The sequence below is a fragment of the Halomonas dongshanensis genome, assembly GCF_024790395.1.
Taxonomy (GTDB): Bacteria; Pseudomonadota; Gammaproteobacteria; order Pseudomonadales; family Halomonadaceae; genus Vreelandella; species Vreelandella dongshanensis.
The window spans coordinates 148,112-162,876 of record NZ_JAJISC010000004.1 but is presented as its reverse complement, the minus strand read 5'-3'; the positions used below and the strand labels follow the sequence as shown (position 1 = coordinate 162,876).

The window sequence follows — 14,765 nt, the reverse complement described above, 5'->3', positions numbered from 1 at the left end:
ATCCAGAGGTGTAAGTAATGCTGACGATCAAGATACATGATGCTCACGATCTCAGAATCGAAGAGGAATGTGACTCCCTGCCTCCCGGATCGGGCGAAGCGAAGGTCAAGGTCAGCAAGGGTGGAATTTGTGGTTCCGACTTGCACTATTACCACCAGGGCGGTTTTGGCAAGGTCAGGCTGCGTGAACCTATGACGCTGGGACATGAAGCTTCCGGCGTTGTGGCCGAGGTTGGTAGCGGCGTCGAACATTTGCGCGTTGGCGACAAGGTCGCCATCAATCCCTCGATGCCCTGTGGTGAATGCATTTACTGCGAGGAAGGGCTCTTCAACCAATGCGAGAATATGCGTTTTTATGGCAGCGCCATGCGCTTTCCCCATCAGCAGGGACTGTTCCGTCAGGAAATTACCTTGGCAGCCAGACAGCTCGTAACGTTACCGGACGACATCGATTTAGCCCATGCCGCGTGTGCCGAACCCTTGGCGGTTTGTCTTCACGCTGTCAATCAGGCGGGAGCGCTCGAAGGCAAGCGAGTATTGATCTCGGGATGTGGTCCGATTGGCTGTCTGACGGCCATGCTGGCTGCCCAAGCGGGAGCTAAAGAAGTAATCGTGACCGATATGCACGAGTCTCCTTTGGCAATCGCTCGGCGGATGGGAGCGACGAGCACCATTAATATCAGTGAGTCGGCTGACGAACTCCATCCCCTTGCAATGGGCAAGGGGACAGTGGATGTCGTCTTCGAATGCTCGGGTAGCCCGCAAGCACTGAGCTCTGCACTCGATGTAGTGCGTCCTCGAGGTATTATTGTAACCGTAGGGCTAGGTGGCGCCGTTAATTTGGAACTGAACCAGGTAGTTGCTAAAGAAATAAGCCTCAGGGGGACTTTTCGTTTTGATAAGGAGTTCGAGCAAGCGGTTGAGCTCATTGGTAGTAAACGCGTCGATATTACCCCTTTGATCACTTCAGTGCTTCCTGCTGCGGATGCCGAGCATGCTTTTAATCTGGCCTCACGTCGCGATAGATCCATGAAGGTTCAAATCGATTTTGAAAGTGCATGAACCCGTCTTCAGCCGCTCCAATTGAAGTAAAACGCCTATTGAAGACGACTCAAGTGTGCCTGGCAGAAGCCATCACCAACAAGGAAAATAACCATGTCCAAGTACGCCAAACTCAAGAATACGCTTGCCGCCGCCATTCTAATAGCCACACCGGCCTTGGCTCAGGCCGATACCCTGCGCTTGGCCAATGTCGTGGCCGAATCTGCCAAGGAAGCCGGTATTGAGTTCAAGCGATTGGTCGAAGAGAAAACCAATAGCGAGCTGGAAATCAGCCTCTTTCCTGACAACCAGTTAGGGGATGACCGGGTCGTTTTGGAAAGCACGATCTTCGGCGATATCGATATCGGTATTGCCTCGACCAGCCCGCTCGCCAATCTCGTACCTGACTTTTACTTGTTCGATGCGCCCTTCCTGTTTCTCTCATCCGAGCAAGCCTATGCGACGTTGGATGGCGAGGTCGGTCAGCAGATACTCGACTCATTGGAAAGTAAGGGGTTGAAGGGGTTGGCGTTCTGGGAAAACGGTTTTCGTAACTATACCGGTAACGGTCATGAAGTAGCTGAGCCCTCAGATCTTGCGGGTATGAAAGTGCGCACCATGGAGAACCAGGTGCATTTGGCTGCTTGGCGTGCGTTGGGCGCGAACCCTACTCCTATGGCGTTCTCGGAACTCTTCACCGCTCTGCAGCAGGGCACGGTAGATTCTCAGGAGAACCCGCTCTCGGTCATCGATAGCAACCGTTTTCTTGAAGTTCAGGACTATGTCTCGTTAACTCAGCACGTCTATACCCCGTTCGTCGTGTTTATGAACCTGGAGCGCTACAACGCTTTGGATGAGTCTCAGCAACAGGCCATTCATGAAGCTGTCGAGGCTGCCACCGCCTTTCAACGTGAGCGTTCTCAAGCGTTGGAAGCCGAGGTCGTCGAGCGTTTTTCCGAGCAGTCTGGGGTAACCGTAACCGAGCTTACCCCAGAGCAGAAAGCGCTATGGCAACAGGCCATGCTGGATGCCGACATCTACTCGATGGTGGGTTCCATGATGGATCATCCTGAATATCTTGAGCAGCTGCTTAACAATTGAGTAAGAGGGCGCCATTGCGAAAGCAATGGCGCCCTGAGTTTCGGTGCGCTTCAGCGGTCGTGCGGGCCGTCTGAAGTCCATCACTTTTACATACTTTCGGTCTGTTTTAAGCCGGAGAGCACCCATGAAAGTCATGAAATGGTTTGATGAGTACGCAGAGATATCTGTCTGTGTCGTGTTGATGTCGGCCATGACCGTCCTGCTCGCGGTGCAGGTATTCATGCGCTATGTCGTCGGCGCATCATTATCCTGGTCCGAAGAAATCGCCCGTTACCTGTTCATCTGGCTTATCTATCTGGGCATCAGCTATGGTGCGCGCGAGATGCGTCATATCAAAATCGATGCCGCGCTGGATCTATTTCCTCGTCTGCTGCGTCCGGCGATCGTGATAGTAGGCGATCTTCTTTTTCTGGCCTTCGCGCTCTACGTGGTGTGGACCAGCTGGTCAGTGATTGAGCGTCAGATGCTGCTGGGCCAAACCTCTCCTGCAATTAATCTACCCATGTGGATCGTCTACGCCGCTCCCTTCGTGGGGTTCACTATTACGGCAATACGCCAGATCCAAACCATACTCTGGCGACTCAGGAATCCCGGTGTAGCGCAAAAAGGGGGAGATCTGATATGACCGCCGGCGTTCTCTTCTCGAGTCTTGTAGTATTCTTGATTCTCAATGTGCCGGTCGGAATCGCAATCGGCTTGGCCTGCGTGGTCACGATTCTATCCTTTGGCATGCTGTCGGACCTCTACGTTGCGCAGACGCTCGTGACTGCCACGGATAGCTTCCCCATCATGGCGATTCCGCTGTTCATTCTGGCGGGCGACCTCATGGGGGCCGGAGGGGTATCTCGAAGAATTTTAGCCGTTGCCAATGCGTTTTTCGGTCGTGTTACCGGTGGCTTGGCTATCGTCACTGTAGTGGTCTGCATGTTCTTTGCAGCTGTGTCGGGTTCCGGGCCGGCTACGGTAGCGGCGGTTGGATCAATGGTTATTCCCACCATGCTCCAGGCAGGTTACTCTAAATCGTTCATTCTGGGACTGGTGGCAGCGGCGGGCAGTATTGGGGTCATCATCCCACCGTCGATTCCGATGGTGCTTTATGGAGTCACCACCGGAACCTCAATAACCAATATGTTCCTGGGTGGGATTTTACCAGGGCTATTGATAGGCTTTTTGCTGATTATTTATGCTTATTTCTACTCGCGGAAAATGGGTTGGAAAGGCAGTGATGGCCGATTCAATGGCCCCCATACACTGGCCCTTATATGGGAGGCCAAGTGGGCGCTTCTCAATCCGGTCATTATCCTGGGAGGAATCTATGCCGGTGTTTTCACCCCGACTGAGGCGGCGGCCGTGGCAGCAGTCTATGCCTTTATCTGCGGTGTCGTTATTCATCGAGAGTTGAAACCGCGGGACATCTTCAAAACGATTGCGCGCTCCTGTGCGACGACAGGCACCGTGATGGTGATTCTTGGATGCGCGTCTACCTTCGCCCGTATCCTCACCATTGAACGTATTCCTTCGACGATCGCTGACCTGATGCTTCAACTGTCGCTGGAACCCTTTGCACTGCTTCTACTCATCCTCGTGCTGCTGTTGCTGATTGGCTGTGTCATGGATACGACCCCAGCCATTCTGGTATTGGCGCCAATTCTCTATCCTGTAGTGACGGCGGTTGGTATCGATCCGGTTCATTTCGGCGTTATCATGGTCGTCAGTCTCGCCATCGGTTTCATTACGCCACCGCTTGGTATCAACCTGTTTGTCGCCGCCCGGATCGGTAATACGTCGCTGGGAACCGTAATTCATGGAGTCGTGCCATTTGTTATCGTCATGATTTTGGCGCTGCTAATCATCACGTTCGTACCCTCTCTTTCGCTACTACCTATATCCTTTTTTAACTAGCATCACGCTTCGCCTCGCAAGAGGCGAGCGATTCGCATGCGGTCGAGAGGTGGTAGTCTGGTTGACATGACAAAGCGTATCGTGGCGGGAAATTTTATTAGCGTCGCACAGGAGAGATTAATCAATAAAGAGGATTGTCATGTCGAACGAAAAGAGTCCGATGCCTTCATCGCATGGTCGCAGCGGAAAGAACTTGCTCGAACTTGCATATCAAAGTATTGAAGAGTTGATAGTCACCTGTAAACTGAAGCCCGGCACTTTCTTGCGCATCCAGGACTTGCAGGAGCTGACAGGGTTCAACCGTATGCCCGTCTATCAGGCGGTAACGCGGCTTTCGACGGACACCCTTTTGATCATTCAGCCAAGACAGGGCATTCAGGTCTCACCTATAGATTTGCATCGTGCGCAGACGCTTCTCAAATTGCGTCGTGATATTGAGCGTTTCGTGGTGGCCTTGGCAAGTAGGCGCTCGAGCAATAATGATCGCCAGCACATGACGTACCTTATCAATGTATTGATGAGCAGGCGCTTGGCCGTATCGATTTCGGAATTCAATCTCATTGATCGTGAGATCGACGCCGCCATTTTACAGGCGTGTGGAGAACCCTTTCTTGAGGCAACGTTGCGACCGCTACACACCATCTTTCGGCGCATCGGATGGCTATATCATTCACTTATTCCCGAGGGTGCGCATCTCGATAGCACGATCAATGGCCATCTGGACGTATTGAGAGCTATTGTTGACGCTGATACTACCGCTGCAGAAAAAGCGTCCGATCACCTCATGGATTTTGTAGAAAAGATGTTCCCGATCCTCGAAACCTCACTGTCACCCGACTTATTCGATATTCAGAAAAAGGCATTGATGCCTTCGGATGTCCGAGCGGCGCGCAGCACATAACGACATATTGAAAGTTGCAGCCAATACCTCACTAGTTTTTGGCTGCTCGAGGCCGTGGCGACATTGGCTTTCGAGGTCGGCAGCAGCTGGCCCAGGGTCGAGTAGAGCGCGTGTTCGCTGGCGCTGATATCTGAGGTGCGCTCGGCGCCTGGCGGCGCCAGAGAGGGCGGCAGCGCTAATACATTCGATGAGTCGAGCGTACCCTTGCGCGCCTGCTCCTGATTGTCGGGTTGCTCACTGTCGCTTACGGGCTCCTCATCGGTCGCCGCTTCGGCGATGTTTGCGTCGCGTTGCGCGCTCGCATCGAGAGGCGCCGATATGCCGTGGTGTTGATCGCTTTGAGCCGCGTTGACCGTAGGCGTAACGGTAGGGCTGACGCTTGCGCCACCGCCTGCACCGCTGAGCTGGCGGGCCGCTGCACCCAGCTCCCGAGCGATGGAAGTGAATCCTGACTTAAGGCGCCTTCTTCAATCACCTTTCTTCTCAGGCTTACCCTTGCGTTTGGTGCTGGCGAAATCTTCGAGCTCTTGTTCGTTCATCGAGTCGTACATCTCTTTCGATGCGCCGACCAGTTCGCTGGGTTTGGTGTCGCCGCGTTTAGCGGAAAGGGCCGCGCCTGCGGCTTTTTGCTGGGCTTTTGATTTTGCTGGCATGGTGGATCCTCCGTTATCCTATTGCCTCTAAGTTAAATGCAATGCCTACCCTAAGAAGTCTAGCACTCGCTCGAGCGCCGACCAGCCGTTGAGGATCACCATGACGCCCGCTATCAATACCGCCAAAAAGGCGGGGATTACGTTCAAGATTCATGAGTACGTTCATGAGAGCGGCGCTCCCTCCTATGGCCTGGAGGCCGCCGAGAAGCTGGCGGTCGCGCCTGAGCGGGTGTTCAAGACGCTGGTGGTTGCGCTCGAGGGCAAGGCGCTGGCCGTGGCGATCGTGCCTGTGATCCATCAGTTGGGGTTGAAGCAGGTAGCCAAAGCGGCTGGGGCCAAGAAGGCAGCCATGGCCAGCGCCGATGTGGTTGAGCGCACGACCGGCTACGTGCTGGGCGGCGTGAGCCCGTTGGGGCAGAAAAAGCGCTTGCCGCTGTTCATCGATGAAAGCGCCGAAGCGCTGCCGACGATTTATGTCAGCGCTGGCCGCCGGGGGCTCGAGATCGAACTCGCGCCGGGTGATCTTGCGGCGTTGACCCAAGGGCGCTTCGTGGCACTTGCGGTATGACGCGCGGCGCCTTCTTCGGCCGTCACTTTCTGGTAAGGTGGCGGCTATTGTTTTCCCTTACTACTGCTACGAGACGCTGCCGTTGACCGCCACCGCCTTTGACTCGCTTCGCCTGCCAGTGGAGCTGCTCGATAACCTCCACACCCTGGGCTACCACCAGATGACGCCGGTGCAGGCCGAAAGCCTGCCGCCCATGCTCGAAGGGCGCGACGTGCTGGCCCTGGCCAAGACCGGCTCGGGCAAGACGGCGGCGTTTGGCCTGGCGCTGCTGGCCGGGCTCGATGCGAGCGCCTTTCGCGTCGAACGCCTGGTGCTGTGCCCTACGCGGGAGCTTGCCGAGCAGGTGGCCGATGAGCTGCGCCGCCTGGCGCGGGGGCTTGCCAACGTCAAAGTGCTCACCCTGTGCGGCGGCCAGCCCATGGGGCCGCAGCTGGCATCGCTTGCCCACGGCGCCAATATCGTGGTGGGAACGCCGGGGCGCATCGACGAGCACCTGCGTAAAGGCTCGCTTACTATCGATACGCTGCGCATGCTGGTGCTCGACGAAGCCGACCGCATGCTCGATATGGGCTTTCAAGCCGAGATCGACGCCATTGTCGCGGCCACGCCCGCCTCGCGCCAAACGCTGTTGTTCAGCGCTACCTTTGCCGGGCTTGACGAGGGAGACGATGCGCAACTTTCTCAGGGGCTCGATGTGGTGCGCAACCCGGTCGTCGTTCGCGTTGCCGAGCGCCACGCCGCCGATACCATCGACCAGCGCTTCTACGCCGTGGGCGATGACCGTGCGCGTTACGCAGCACTACGCCAACTGCTGCTTCATCACCGCCCGGAGCGTAGCCTGATTTTCTGTAACACCAAGCGCGAAACCCAGTCGCTGGCCGACGGGCTGGCCGCCAACGGCTTCGGTGCCCTGGCGATCCACGGTGATCTGGAGCAACCCGACCGCGAGCGGCGGCTGATACTCTTTTCCCAGCGCAGCGCCTCGATTCTGGTCGCAACCGACGTGGCCGCTCGCGGGCTCGATATCGCCGAGCTCGACTGCGTCTTCAACTATCGCCTAGCGAGTGACCCTGATGTGCACGTTCACCGCGTCGGGCGCACCGGCCGCGGCGGGGCCAGCGGCGTCGCCCATACGCTGGTGGGCGATGGCGAGCGCCACCGGCTGGAGCGCTTCGTCGCCGACGGCGAGCCGCTGCCCAGCATGAGCGCGCTGCCGAATGCCGGGGAGGCCACGCCCTTCGCTCCGCCCATGGCGACGCTGCAGATAGGCGGCGGCAAGAAGGACAAGCTGCGCCCGGGGGATATTCTGGGTGCGCTGACCAGCCCCGGGGGGCTTGCCGGCGATGAAGTAGGAGCGATCAAGATCCTGGCGCGTTCGAGCTACGTGGCCGTCAACCGCGAGGCGGTGCGCTGCGCCATCGGCAAGCTCGAACAGGACAAGCTCAAGGGGCGCCACTTCCGCGTGCGCCACGTACGTCACTGAGTCACGCTCATCACAGGAGCCAATCAAGCGGCATGAAGATACCCAAGCGACTGCAACCTCTGATCGACGACGGTTTGATCGACGAGGTGGTGATGCAACTGATGAGCGGCAAGGAGGCGCAGGTCTTCGTCGTACGCTGCGGTGAAGAGCTGCGCTGCGCCAAGGTGTTCAAGGAGGCCAAACAGCGCAGCTTCAAGCAGGCGGCGCAGTACCAGGAGGGGCGCAAGGAGCGCAACAGCCGCCGGGCCCGGGCGATGTCGAAGAAGACCAAGTACGGCCAGCGCGAGCAGGAGCAGGCGTGGTTGAGCGCCGAGGTGGACGCGCTCTACCGCTGCGACGGCGCTGGCGTGCGCGTGCCCAAGCCCTACGGCTTCGTCGATGGCGTGCTGCTGATGGAGATGATCTGCGACGAGGAGGGCGACGTTGCCCCACGCCTCGATGACGTCGAGCTAACCCCTGAGGTGGCGCTGCGCTACCACGCCAAGGTGATTCAGGACGTGGTGCGCATGCTCTGTGCTGGGCTCATCCATGGCGATCTTTCCGAGTTCAACGTGCTCGCCGCAAGCGACGGCCCGGTCATCATCGATCTGCCCCAGGCGGTGGATGCGGCGGGCAACAACAGCGCCCAGGCCATGCTCGCGCGCGACGTCAACAACATGCGCGCCTACTTCGGCCGCTTCGCGCCGGAGCTTCTTGTCACGCGCTACGCCGCCGAGATGTGGGCGCTCTACCAAGCCGGTCAGCTTCACCCGGATAGCCGCTTGAGCGGCGAGTGGGCCGAAGATACGCACCAGGCCGACGTCGATGACCTGATGGCTGTGATCGACGACGTCAAGGCGGAGGAGGCCGAGCGCCAGGCCCGGCTGCACGATGACGGCGAAGACGAGCGCTAGACCGAGACGCTAGCATTAGCCCTTAGCGCTCACTTATCCCATCTATTCAGGCCACGGCCTGCTTTCGCCAAGCCGGTTGGCTCGCTGTGGTATGCTAGCGGCCATCAACGGTGGGCAGGGAGCAGGTGTGAAAGGCGTCAACGTCAAACTATCGTTGTTCCAGGTCGGGCGTCTCAAACGCGTGGCCTTGACGCTTGGGCTGGGGGCGCTGGGGGGCGGGGTGTTTACGCTGCTCCACCTTCCCCTAGCGTGGATGCTGGGGCCGCTGGTGGCGAACTTGATCGCTTCCTCTCGTGGTGCACGCGTGGGCATCCCCGAGCCGCTACGCAACGTCTTTCTCGCCGTCATGGGCCTCGTGCTGGGTAGCCAGGTGACGCCGCAGTTGGCCGAGCGAGTGTTCGACTGGCCTGTCTCGGCGGCGCTGTTGCTGCTTGGCGTGGCGGCCTCCACCGCCGTGGCCTCGTACTGGTATCGGCGCTGCGGTTTCGATCCGGTTAGCGCTTGGTTCAGCGCAGCCCCCGGGGCGATGACCGCGATGATCCTGCTGGGCGAAAAGTGCGGGGGCGACCCCAGGCGCATCGCCGTTTCTCAGTCGCTGCGCGTGATTCTGGTCATTCTTCTGCTGCCGCCGCTGTTCTGGATTTATCGCGGCAGCGACGCCGATGCGGCGGGGGCGGTGCGCGAGGTCAGCCATCTGTGGATGCTGCTCACCGTAGTCTTCCTTCTGCCTTTGGGGCGCTGGCTGCGCTTACCCAGCGCGCCGCTGCTGGCGCCGCTGCTGTTCGCTGCGGTGCTCTCCGGATTCGATATCGCCAGCCTGCACCTGCCCGACTGGGGTATGAACGTGATGCTCTGGGTGCTGGGTAGCGCCATCGGCGCGCGCTTTCAGGGCATGACGCGGCGGCTGTTCGGGCGCTACCTCTGGCAGGCGGGCATCGCCACGCTGTTGGCTCTGGCAACACTTGCGCTCTTCGCCGAGCTGATTCATCAGGCGCTGGGGGTGGGGCGCGATGTGGCGCTTTTGGCGCTGGCGCCGGGCGGGGTGGGGGAAATGGCCATCGTCGCCATTGCCCTGGACATCGACCCCGTTTTCGTCGCCTTTCACCACCTGCTGCGCATGATCACCTTGATGATCGTGGCGCCTTTCTGGGCGCGCTGGCTGCTCAGGCGCTCATCCGTCTGACCTTATACCGACTACGCGTACCTCTCGTACACCCAAGGAGCTTTTATGCTGTCGCGCTGGCTTCGGCCGCTATTTCGCTACTTCGAATCGCGAGTCGATCCCTACCCTGAAGGCCAGGTGGCCACGCCCCCGCAGGGGCTCTTTGCCTTCATCTGGTACTTTTCGCGACCGCTGTGGCCGCTTTTACTGGTCATGTCGCTGTTTACGGCGCTGGTTTCCGCCGCCGAGGTGGTGTTTTTCAGCTACATGGGCGAGTTGGTCGACTGGCTGGCCGAGGTCGAGCGCGCCACCTTCTGGGCCGATCATGGCCTGATGCTGGTGGGCATTGGGCTGGCGGTCATCGTCGGCATGCCGCTACTGGTGCTGATGCACGCGCTGATCACCAATCAGAGCATCTTCGGTAACTATCCGATGATCGGCCGCTGGCTGTCGCACCGGCACATGCTCAGCCAGAGTCTCGCGTTCTATCAGGACGAGTTTGCCGGGCGGGTCTCGCAAAAGGTGATGCAGACGGCGCTGGCGATCCGCGAGACCGTTACCAAGGTAATGGATCTGATGGTCTACGCCCTGGTCTACTTCACCGGCGCGGCCTTTCTGCTGGCCCGCGCCGATGCGTGGCTGGTGGTGCCGCTGCTGCTGTGGCTTTTGGGCTATCTCGCCATCATGCGCTTTTTCGTACCGCGCCTGCGCGATGTGTCGATGCGCCAGGCCGACGCCCGCGCGCGCATGACCGGTCGTGTCGTGGATAGTTACAGCAACATCCAGACCATCAAGCTGTTTGCCGATACCCAGCGCGAGCAGGCCTACGCGCGCGATGCCATGGAAGGCTTCATGGTCACCGTGCACGATCAAATGCGCCTGGTAACGCGGCTCAACGTGGTGATGACGATCCTCAACACGCTCTTGCTGGTGGGTACGGCGGCCATGGCCATTGCCACCTGGTACGTCGAGGCGATCTCGCTCGGGGTGCTCGCCATCGCCATTGCCTTGGTGATGCGGGTGCGCTTCATGTCCGACTGGATCATGTGGGAAGTGGCGGGGCTGTTCGAGAACATCGGCACCGTGCAGGACGGCATGAACACCATCGCCCGCGAACCGGCGGTGCGCGACGTACCCGATGCGCCTGCGCTCAGCGTGCCTGCTGGTGCCATCCGCTTCGATGCGCTGCGCTTTGGCTATGCCCAGGCGCTGGGCGAGCAAAAGCGCGTTTTCGATGGTTTGACGCTGGATATCGCTCCCGGCGAGAAGGTGGGGCTGATCGGCCGCTCGGGCGCAGGCAAGTCGACCCTGGCCAATCTGCTGCTGCGCTTTTACGACCTCGGCGGTGGGCGCATTCTGATCGACGATCAGGATATCGCCACGGTGAGCCAAACCTCACTGCGCCAGCAGATCGGCATGGTCACCCAGGATACCTCGTTACTGCACCGCTCGCTGCGCGACAACATCCGCTACGGCAGCCCCCACGCCACGGACGAGCAGGTGATGCTGGCAGTCAAGCGCGCCCACGCTGACAGTTTCATCAATGAGCTGGTCGACCCTCAGGGGCGGCACGGGCTCGATGCCCACGTCGGTGAGCGCGGCGTCAAGCTCTCCGGCGGTCAGCGTCAGCGTATCGCCATCGCCCGGGTGCTTTTGAAAAACGCGCCGATCCTGGTGCTTGATGAGGCGACCTCGGCGCTGGACTCCGAAGTAGAGGCGGCGATTCAAGAGCAGCTCGAAAGCCTGATGCAGGGCAAGACGGTGATCGCCATCGCCCACCGGCTCTCGACCATTGCCATGCTCGACCGGCTGATCGTGGTCGACCAGGGGCGAATCGTCGAAAGCGGCACGCACCAGGAGCTGCTCGACCACGGCGGTATCTACGCCAATCTCTGGCGCCGCCAGTCCGGTGGATTCATTGGGCTCGATATGGTCGCCGACGTGGCAGGCGACGAGGGCTCTGCTATCGTGAGGGAGTGATTCACTCAAGGAGATGACCATGCAAGGTGTTCGCTTAGCCGCCCCCGGTGGGCTGGAAAAACTCAGCGCGACAGAGCTGCCCGAGGCCGCCCCCCCCGGCGCGGGTGAGATCAGCGTGCGCCTGCACGCAAGCTCGCTCAACTTCCACGACTACGCGGTGGTGGCGGGGATGATCCCGACCGAGGATGGGCGCATTCCCATGTCGGATGGCGCAGGCGTGGTCGAAGCCGTGGGGGAGGGGGTAGGCGAGTTCGCCGTGGGCGATGCGGTGGTCTCGACGTTCTTCCCTTACTGGCTCGAAGGCCCCGCCCGGGTGGGCGATTTTCGCACCACGCCGGGTGACGGCGTAGACGGCTACGCCCGCGAGCGAGTGACCCGACCGGCGCACTGGTTCACGCGCCAGCCCAAGGGCTACAGCCACGCCGAAGCGGCCACACTCACCACAGCTGGATTGACCGCCTGGCGTGCCCTGGTGGTCGATGGTGGCCTCAAGGCCGGTGACACCGTGCTGGTACTGGGTACCGGCGGGGTCTCGATCTTCGCGCTGCAGTTCGCCCGGATGATGGGGGCGCGCGTGATCGCCACGTCTTCTTCCAACGAAAAGCTCGAGCGTCTCAAGGAGCTTGGCGCCGAACACGTCATCAACTACCGGGAAACGCCGGAGTGGGGCAAGAAGGTCAAGGAGCTTACCGGCGGTGAGGGGGTGGATCACATCGTCGAAGTCGGCGGGCCAATGACGCTGCCGCAATCCATCGACGCGGTGAAGATTGGAGGGCACCTGGCGCTGATCGGCATTCTGACCGGCCGCGAAGGCGATATCCCGACCGCCAAGCTGATGGCTAAGCAGGCCACGCTCAAGGGATTGATCGTCGGCAGCCGACGCGACCAGGTCGAGATGATCCGCGCTATCGAGGCGTCGAATCTGCGCCCGATCATCGACCGCGAGTTCGGCCTAACCGAGATCGCCGATGCCTTCCGCCATCAGGCCTCTGGGCATCACTTTGGCAAGATATGTCTTACGTGGTAACGAGGTAGTGAGTTAAAGCGCTAGACATCGTAAAAAAGGCGCTGCCTGCTGGCAGCGCCTTTTCAATTGAAGCCAGTCCAATTGGGCTAGCTTCAAGGGGCTGGCTTCAATCAGGCAGGCGGCTATAGACCACGCCCTTCACTTCGACTTCGAGCACGTCGGTGAAATCGACCACCAGTCCGTCACCGTCGTGGGCCGGCCCGATGCCCTGAGCCTGCGTTTCGGGAATCACTGTGATGGCTTCATTGCCTACCTGTTGTAGGCGGGCGCTAAAGCGCTGGCCGTTACGTTCGAGCAGCACGCGCTCCCCGGCGATACATTTATTGAGCTTGTCGCGCAGCTCCTGTTCACTCACCTTCACCATGCTCATGAGCGTCTCCTGTCGGACTTTCCTGACTGACATCGCTTAGCGTTGAAACGAGGATAGCGCTTTCTTGCCTGACTCGCGGCAGCTTTCTATATCGACCCGCCGCAGTGTTACAAGTTCGTCCGCAGGCTCAAGGCGGCGGGTGAGCGCTTAGGCTTCTTCGGGCAGTTCGGCGTTGTGAAAAACGTTCTGCACGTCGTCGAGGTCGTTGAGCATGCCCACGAGCTTTTCGAAGGTCGCGACATCGTCGCCTTCCAGCGGCGTCAGCGTTTGCGGCAGAAACTGGATTTCGTCGGTTTCGAAATCGATGTCGCCCAGGGCGTCCATCAGCGCCTGCTTGGCCTTGGCGTACTCGGTGTGCGGGGCGAAGACGGTGATGCGGCCCGCTTCGTGCTCGATATCGGTAACGTCGACGTCGGCTTCCATCAGCGTTTCAAGCACCGCTTCTTCGTCGTCACCGGCGAAGGCGAAGATGGCGCAGTGATCGAACATGTGGCTGACGGTGCCGGGGGTGCCGATCTTGCTCTTGGTCTTGGTGAAACAGCCGCGCACGTCGCCGAAGGTGCGGTTGGGGTTGTCGGTCAGGCAGTCGACGATGACCATGGCGTTGCCTGGGCCGAAGCCTTCGTAGCGCGCCGTCGAGAAGTCTTCACCGCCTGCGCCGCTGGCTTTATCCAGTGCCTTGTCGATGACGTGCGAGGGCACCTGATCCTTCTTGGCGCGCTCGATCAGCCCGCGCAGCGTAAGGTTGCCGTTGGGGTCGGTGCCGCCCGATTTGGCGCAGACGTAGATTTCGCGCCCGTACTTGCTGTAGACCTTGGTCTTGGCGGCGGCCGTCTTGGCCATGGATTCCTTGCGGTTCTGAAAAGCCCTACCCATGTCGTCGTCCTGTAATCACCGAAAAAGCAAATTTTACCCAACAGCTTACCATGCCGACAGCGATATTTTAGCCCTGCTCGTCACCCTGTTCGCAGCCTTTCTCGCTACCCCAGCGGGGCCTGTGTAGAATCCGTCGCTTAGCTCAAGGAGTGTCGCTGTCATGCCGCTGTCGTTATGGTTCTCTCTCGCTGCCATTTGCACGCTGGGTGCCATGTCGCCCGGCCCGAGCTTGGCGCTGGTGTTGCGCCACACGCTAGGCGGTGGGCGCGTGCCAGGAGTGACGGCAGCGCTGTTTCACGCCCTAGGCGTAGGGTTTTATGCCCTGCTCACGGTGTTGGGGCTCGGCGCGCTCATGGCGCGCTTTCCCGGCGTGTTCGAGCTTATCACCTGGCTCGGTGCGGGCTACCTTGCCTGGCTTGGGTTCAAGGCGCTACGCGCTGGGCGAAGCGTGCACTTCACGGCTAATACGGTGTCTGCGACGACGCGCCAGCAAGCCGCGCGCGAAGCGGTGCTGGTGGCGCTGGCCAACCCCAAGCTAATCCTCTTTTTCGTCGCGCTGCTGAGCCAGTTCGTCACCCCCGACATGAGCGCGGCGGGGCGCGCCATCATCGTGCTCACGGCCATGATCATCGACGGCGGCTGGTACGTCCTGGTGGCCTGGGCGCTATCGCACTCGACGGTGTTAATACGGCTGAGGCGCAACGCCCACTGGGTCAATCGCGTCTCTGGCGTGCTGCTGATCGCGCTGGCGCTACGTGTCGTGATCGGCCCTTTGGCGTAGTCGACGGAGCAGGAAGCGAAACGCTCGT

The 14,765-nt window shown here is 59.9% G+C and carries 15 protein-coding genes; 12 read left to right on the top strand and 3 right to left on the bottom strand.

Annotation, left to right across the window (positions count from 1 at the left end; genetic code table 11):
- Positions 1-17: 17 nt before the first annotated feature.
- The 5 genes from LLY24_RS09860 (at position 18) to LLY24_RS09840 (ending at position 4,944) form a co-directional block, all read left to right on the top strand.
- Entirely contained in the window at positions 18-1,061 is a 1,044-nt protein-coding gene (locus LLY24_RS09860) for an L-idonate 5-dehydrogenase (protein WP_259036123.1), read from the top strand.
- 93 nt (positions 1,062-1,154) lie between these two features.
- Complete coding sequence (locus tag LLY24_RS09855) at positions 1,155-2,141, top strand: DctP family TRAP transporter solute-binding subunit (RefSeq protein WP_259036122.1); 987 nt, start codon at positions 1,155-1,157, stop codon at positions 2,139-2,141.
- A gap of 124 nt (positions 2,142-2,265) precedes the next feature.
- Positions 2,266-2,766 carry a TRAP transporter small permease gene (locus tag LLY24_RS09850; protein ID WP_259036121.1) on the top strand — a complete coding sequence of 167 codons (501 nt, stop codon included), beginning with the start codon at positions 2,266-2,268 and terminating at the stop codon, positions 2,764-2,766.
- Complete coding sequence (locus LLY24_RS09845) at positions 2,763-4,043, top strand: TRAP transporter large permease (protein WP_259036120.1); 1,281 nt, start codon at positions 2,763-2,765, stop codon at positions 4,041-4,043. The genes LLY24_RS09850 and LLY24_RS09845 overlap by 4 nt, the downstream gene beginning before the upstream one ends.
- 139 nt (positions 4,044-4,182) lie before the next feature.
- Positions 4,183-4,944 carry a GntR family transcriptional regulator gene (locus LLY24_RS09840; protein ID WP_259036119.1) on the top strand — a complete coding sequence of 254 codons (762 nt, stop codon included), beginning with the start codon at positions 4,183-4,185 and terminating at the stop codon, positions 4,942-4,944.
- Between the two features lie 467 nt (positions 4,945-5,411).
- Here LLY24_RS09840 and LLY24_RS09835 read toward each other — a convergent pair whose 3' ends face one another.
- Positions 5,412-5,597 (bottom strand): DUF3008 family protein, encoded by a 186-nt coding sequence (locus LLY24_RS09835; RefSeq protein ID WP_259036118.1) that lies wholly within the window; start codon positions 5,595-5,597, stop codon positions 5,412-5,414.
- 100 nt (positions 5,598-5,697) lie between these two features.
- Between LLY24_RS09835 and ybaK the strand changes: the two genes are divergently transcribed.
- The 6 genes from ybaK (at position 5,698) to LLY24_RS09805 (ending at position 12,710) form a co-directional block, all read left to right on the top strand.
- The gene (gene ybaK / locus LLY24_RS09830; protein WP_259036117.1) at positions 5,698-6,165 is read left to right on the top strand and encodes a Cys-tRNA(Pro) deacylase; all 468 of its coding nucleotides are present in this window, start codon (positions 5,698-5,700) and stop codon (positions 6,163-6,165) included.
- 82 nt (positions 6,166-6,247) lie between these two features.
- A complete protein-coding gene (dbpA, locus tag LLY24_RS09825; RefSeq protein WP_259036365.1) occupies positions 6,248-7,648 on the top strand; it encodes an ATP-dependent RNA helicase DbpA in 1,401 nt (466 codons plus the stop codon).
- A gap of 32 nt (positions 7,649-7,680) precedes the next feature.
- Positions 7,681-8,541 (top strand): PA4780 family RIO1-like protein kinase, encoded by an 861-nt coding sequence (locus tag LLY24_RS09820; RefSeq protein ID WP_259036116.1) that lies wholly within the window; start codon positions 7,681-7,683, stop codon positions 8,539-8,541.
- 154 nt (positions 8,542-8,695) lie between these two features.
- On the top strand, positions 8,696-9,724 hold the full coding sequence (locus tag LLY24_RS09815; protein ID WP_259036364.1) for an AbrB family transcriptional regulator: 1,029 nt from the start codon (positions 8,696-8,698) through the stop codon (positions 9,722-9,724).
- A gap of 45 nt (positions 9,725-9,769) precedes the next feature.
- Positions 9,770-11,683, top strand: a complete 1,914-nt coding sequence (locus LLY24_RS09810) for an ABC transporter ATP-binding protein (protein WP_259036115.1) — start codon at positions 9,770-9,772, stop codon at positions 11,681-11,683.
- Positions 11,684-11,702: 19 nt separating this feature from the next.
- Positions 11,703-12,710, top strand: a complete 1,008-nt coding sequence (locus tag LLY24_RS09805; protein ID WP_259036114.1) for a zinc-dependent alcohol dehydrogenase family protein — start codon at positions 11,703-11,705, stop codon at positions 12,708-12,710.
- 106 nt (positions 12,711-12,816) lie between these two features.
- Here LLY24_RS09805 and LLY24_RS09800 read toward each other — a convergent pair whose 3' ends face one another.
- Positions 12,817-13,080, bottom strand: a complete 264-nt coding sequence (locus tag LLY24_RS09800) for a hypothetical protein (RefSeq protein WP_259036113.1) — start codon at positions 13,078-13,080, stop codon at positions 12,817-12,819.
- A gap of 147 nt (positions 13,081-13,227) precedes the next feature.
- Positions 13,228-13,956 carry a YebC/PmpR family DNA-binding transcriptional regulator gene (locus LLY24_RS09795; RefSeq protein WP_259036112.1) on the bottom strand — a complete coding sequence of 243 codons (729 nt, stop codon included), beginning with the start codon at positions 13,954-13,956 and terminating at the stop codon, positions 13,228-13,230.
- Positions 13,957-14,116: 160 nt separating this feature from the next.
- Here LLY24_RS09795 and LLY24_RS09790 point away from each other — a divergent pair, with 160 nt between their 5' ends.
- On the top strand, positions 14,117-14,737 hold the full coding sequence (locus LLY24_RS09790) for a LysE family translocator (protein WP_259036111.1): 621 nt from the start codon (positions 14,117-14,119) through the stop codon (positions 14,735-14,737).
- Positions 14,738-14,765: the final 28 nt, after the last annotated feature.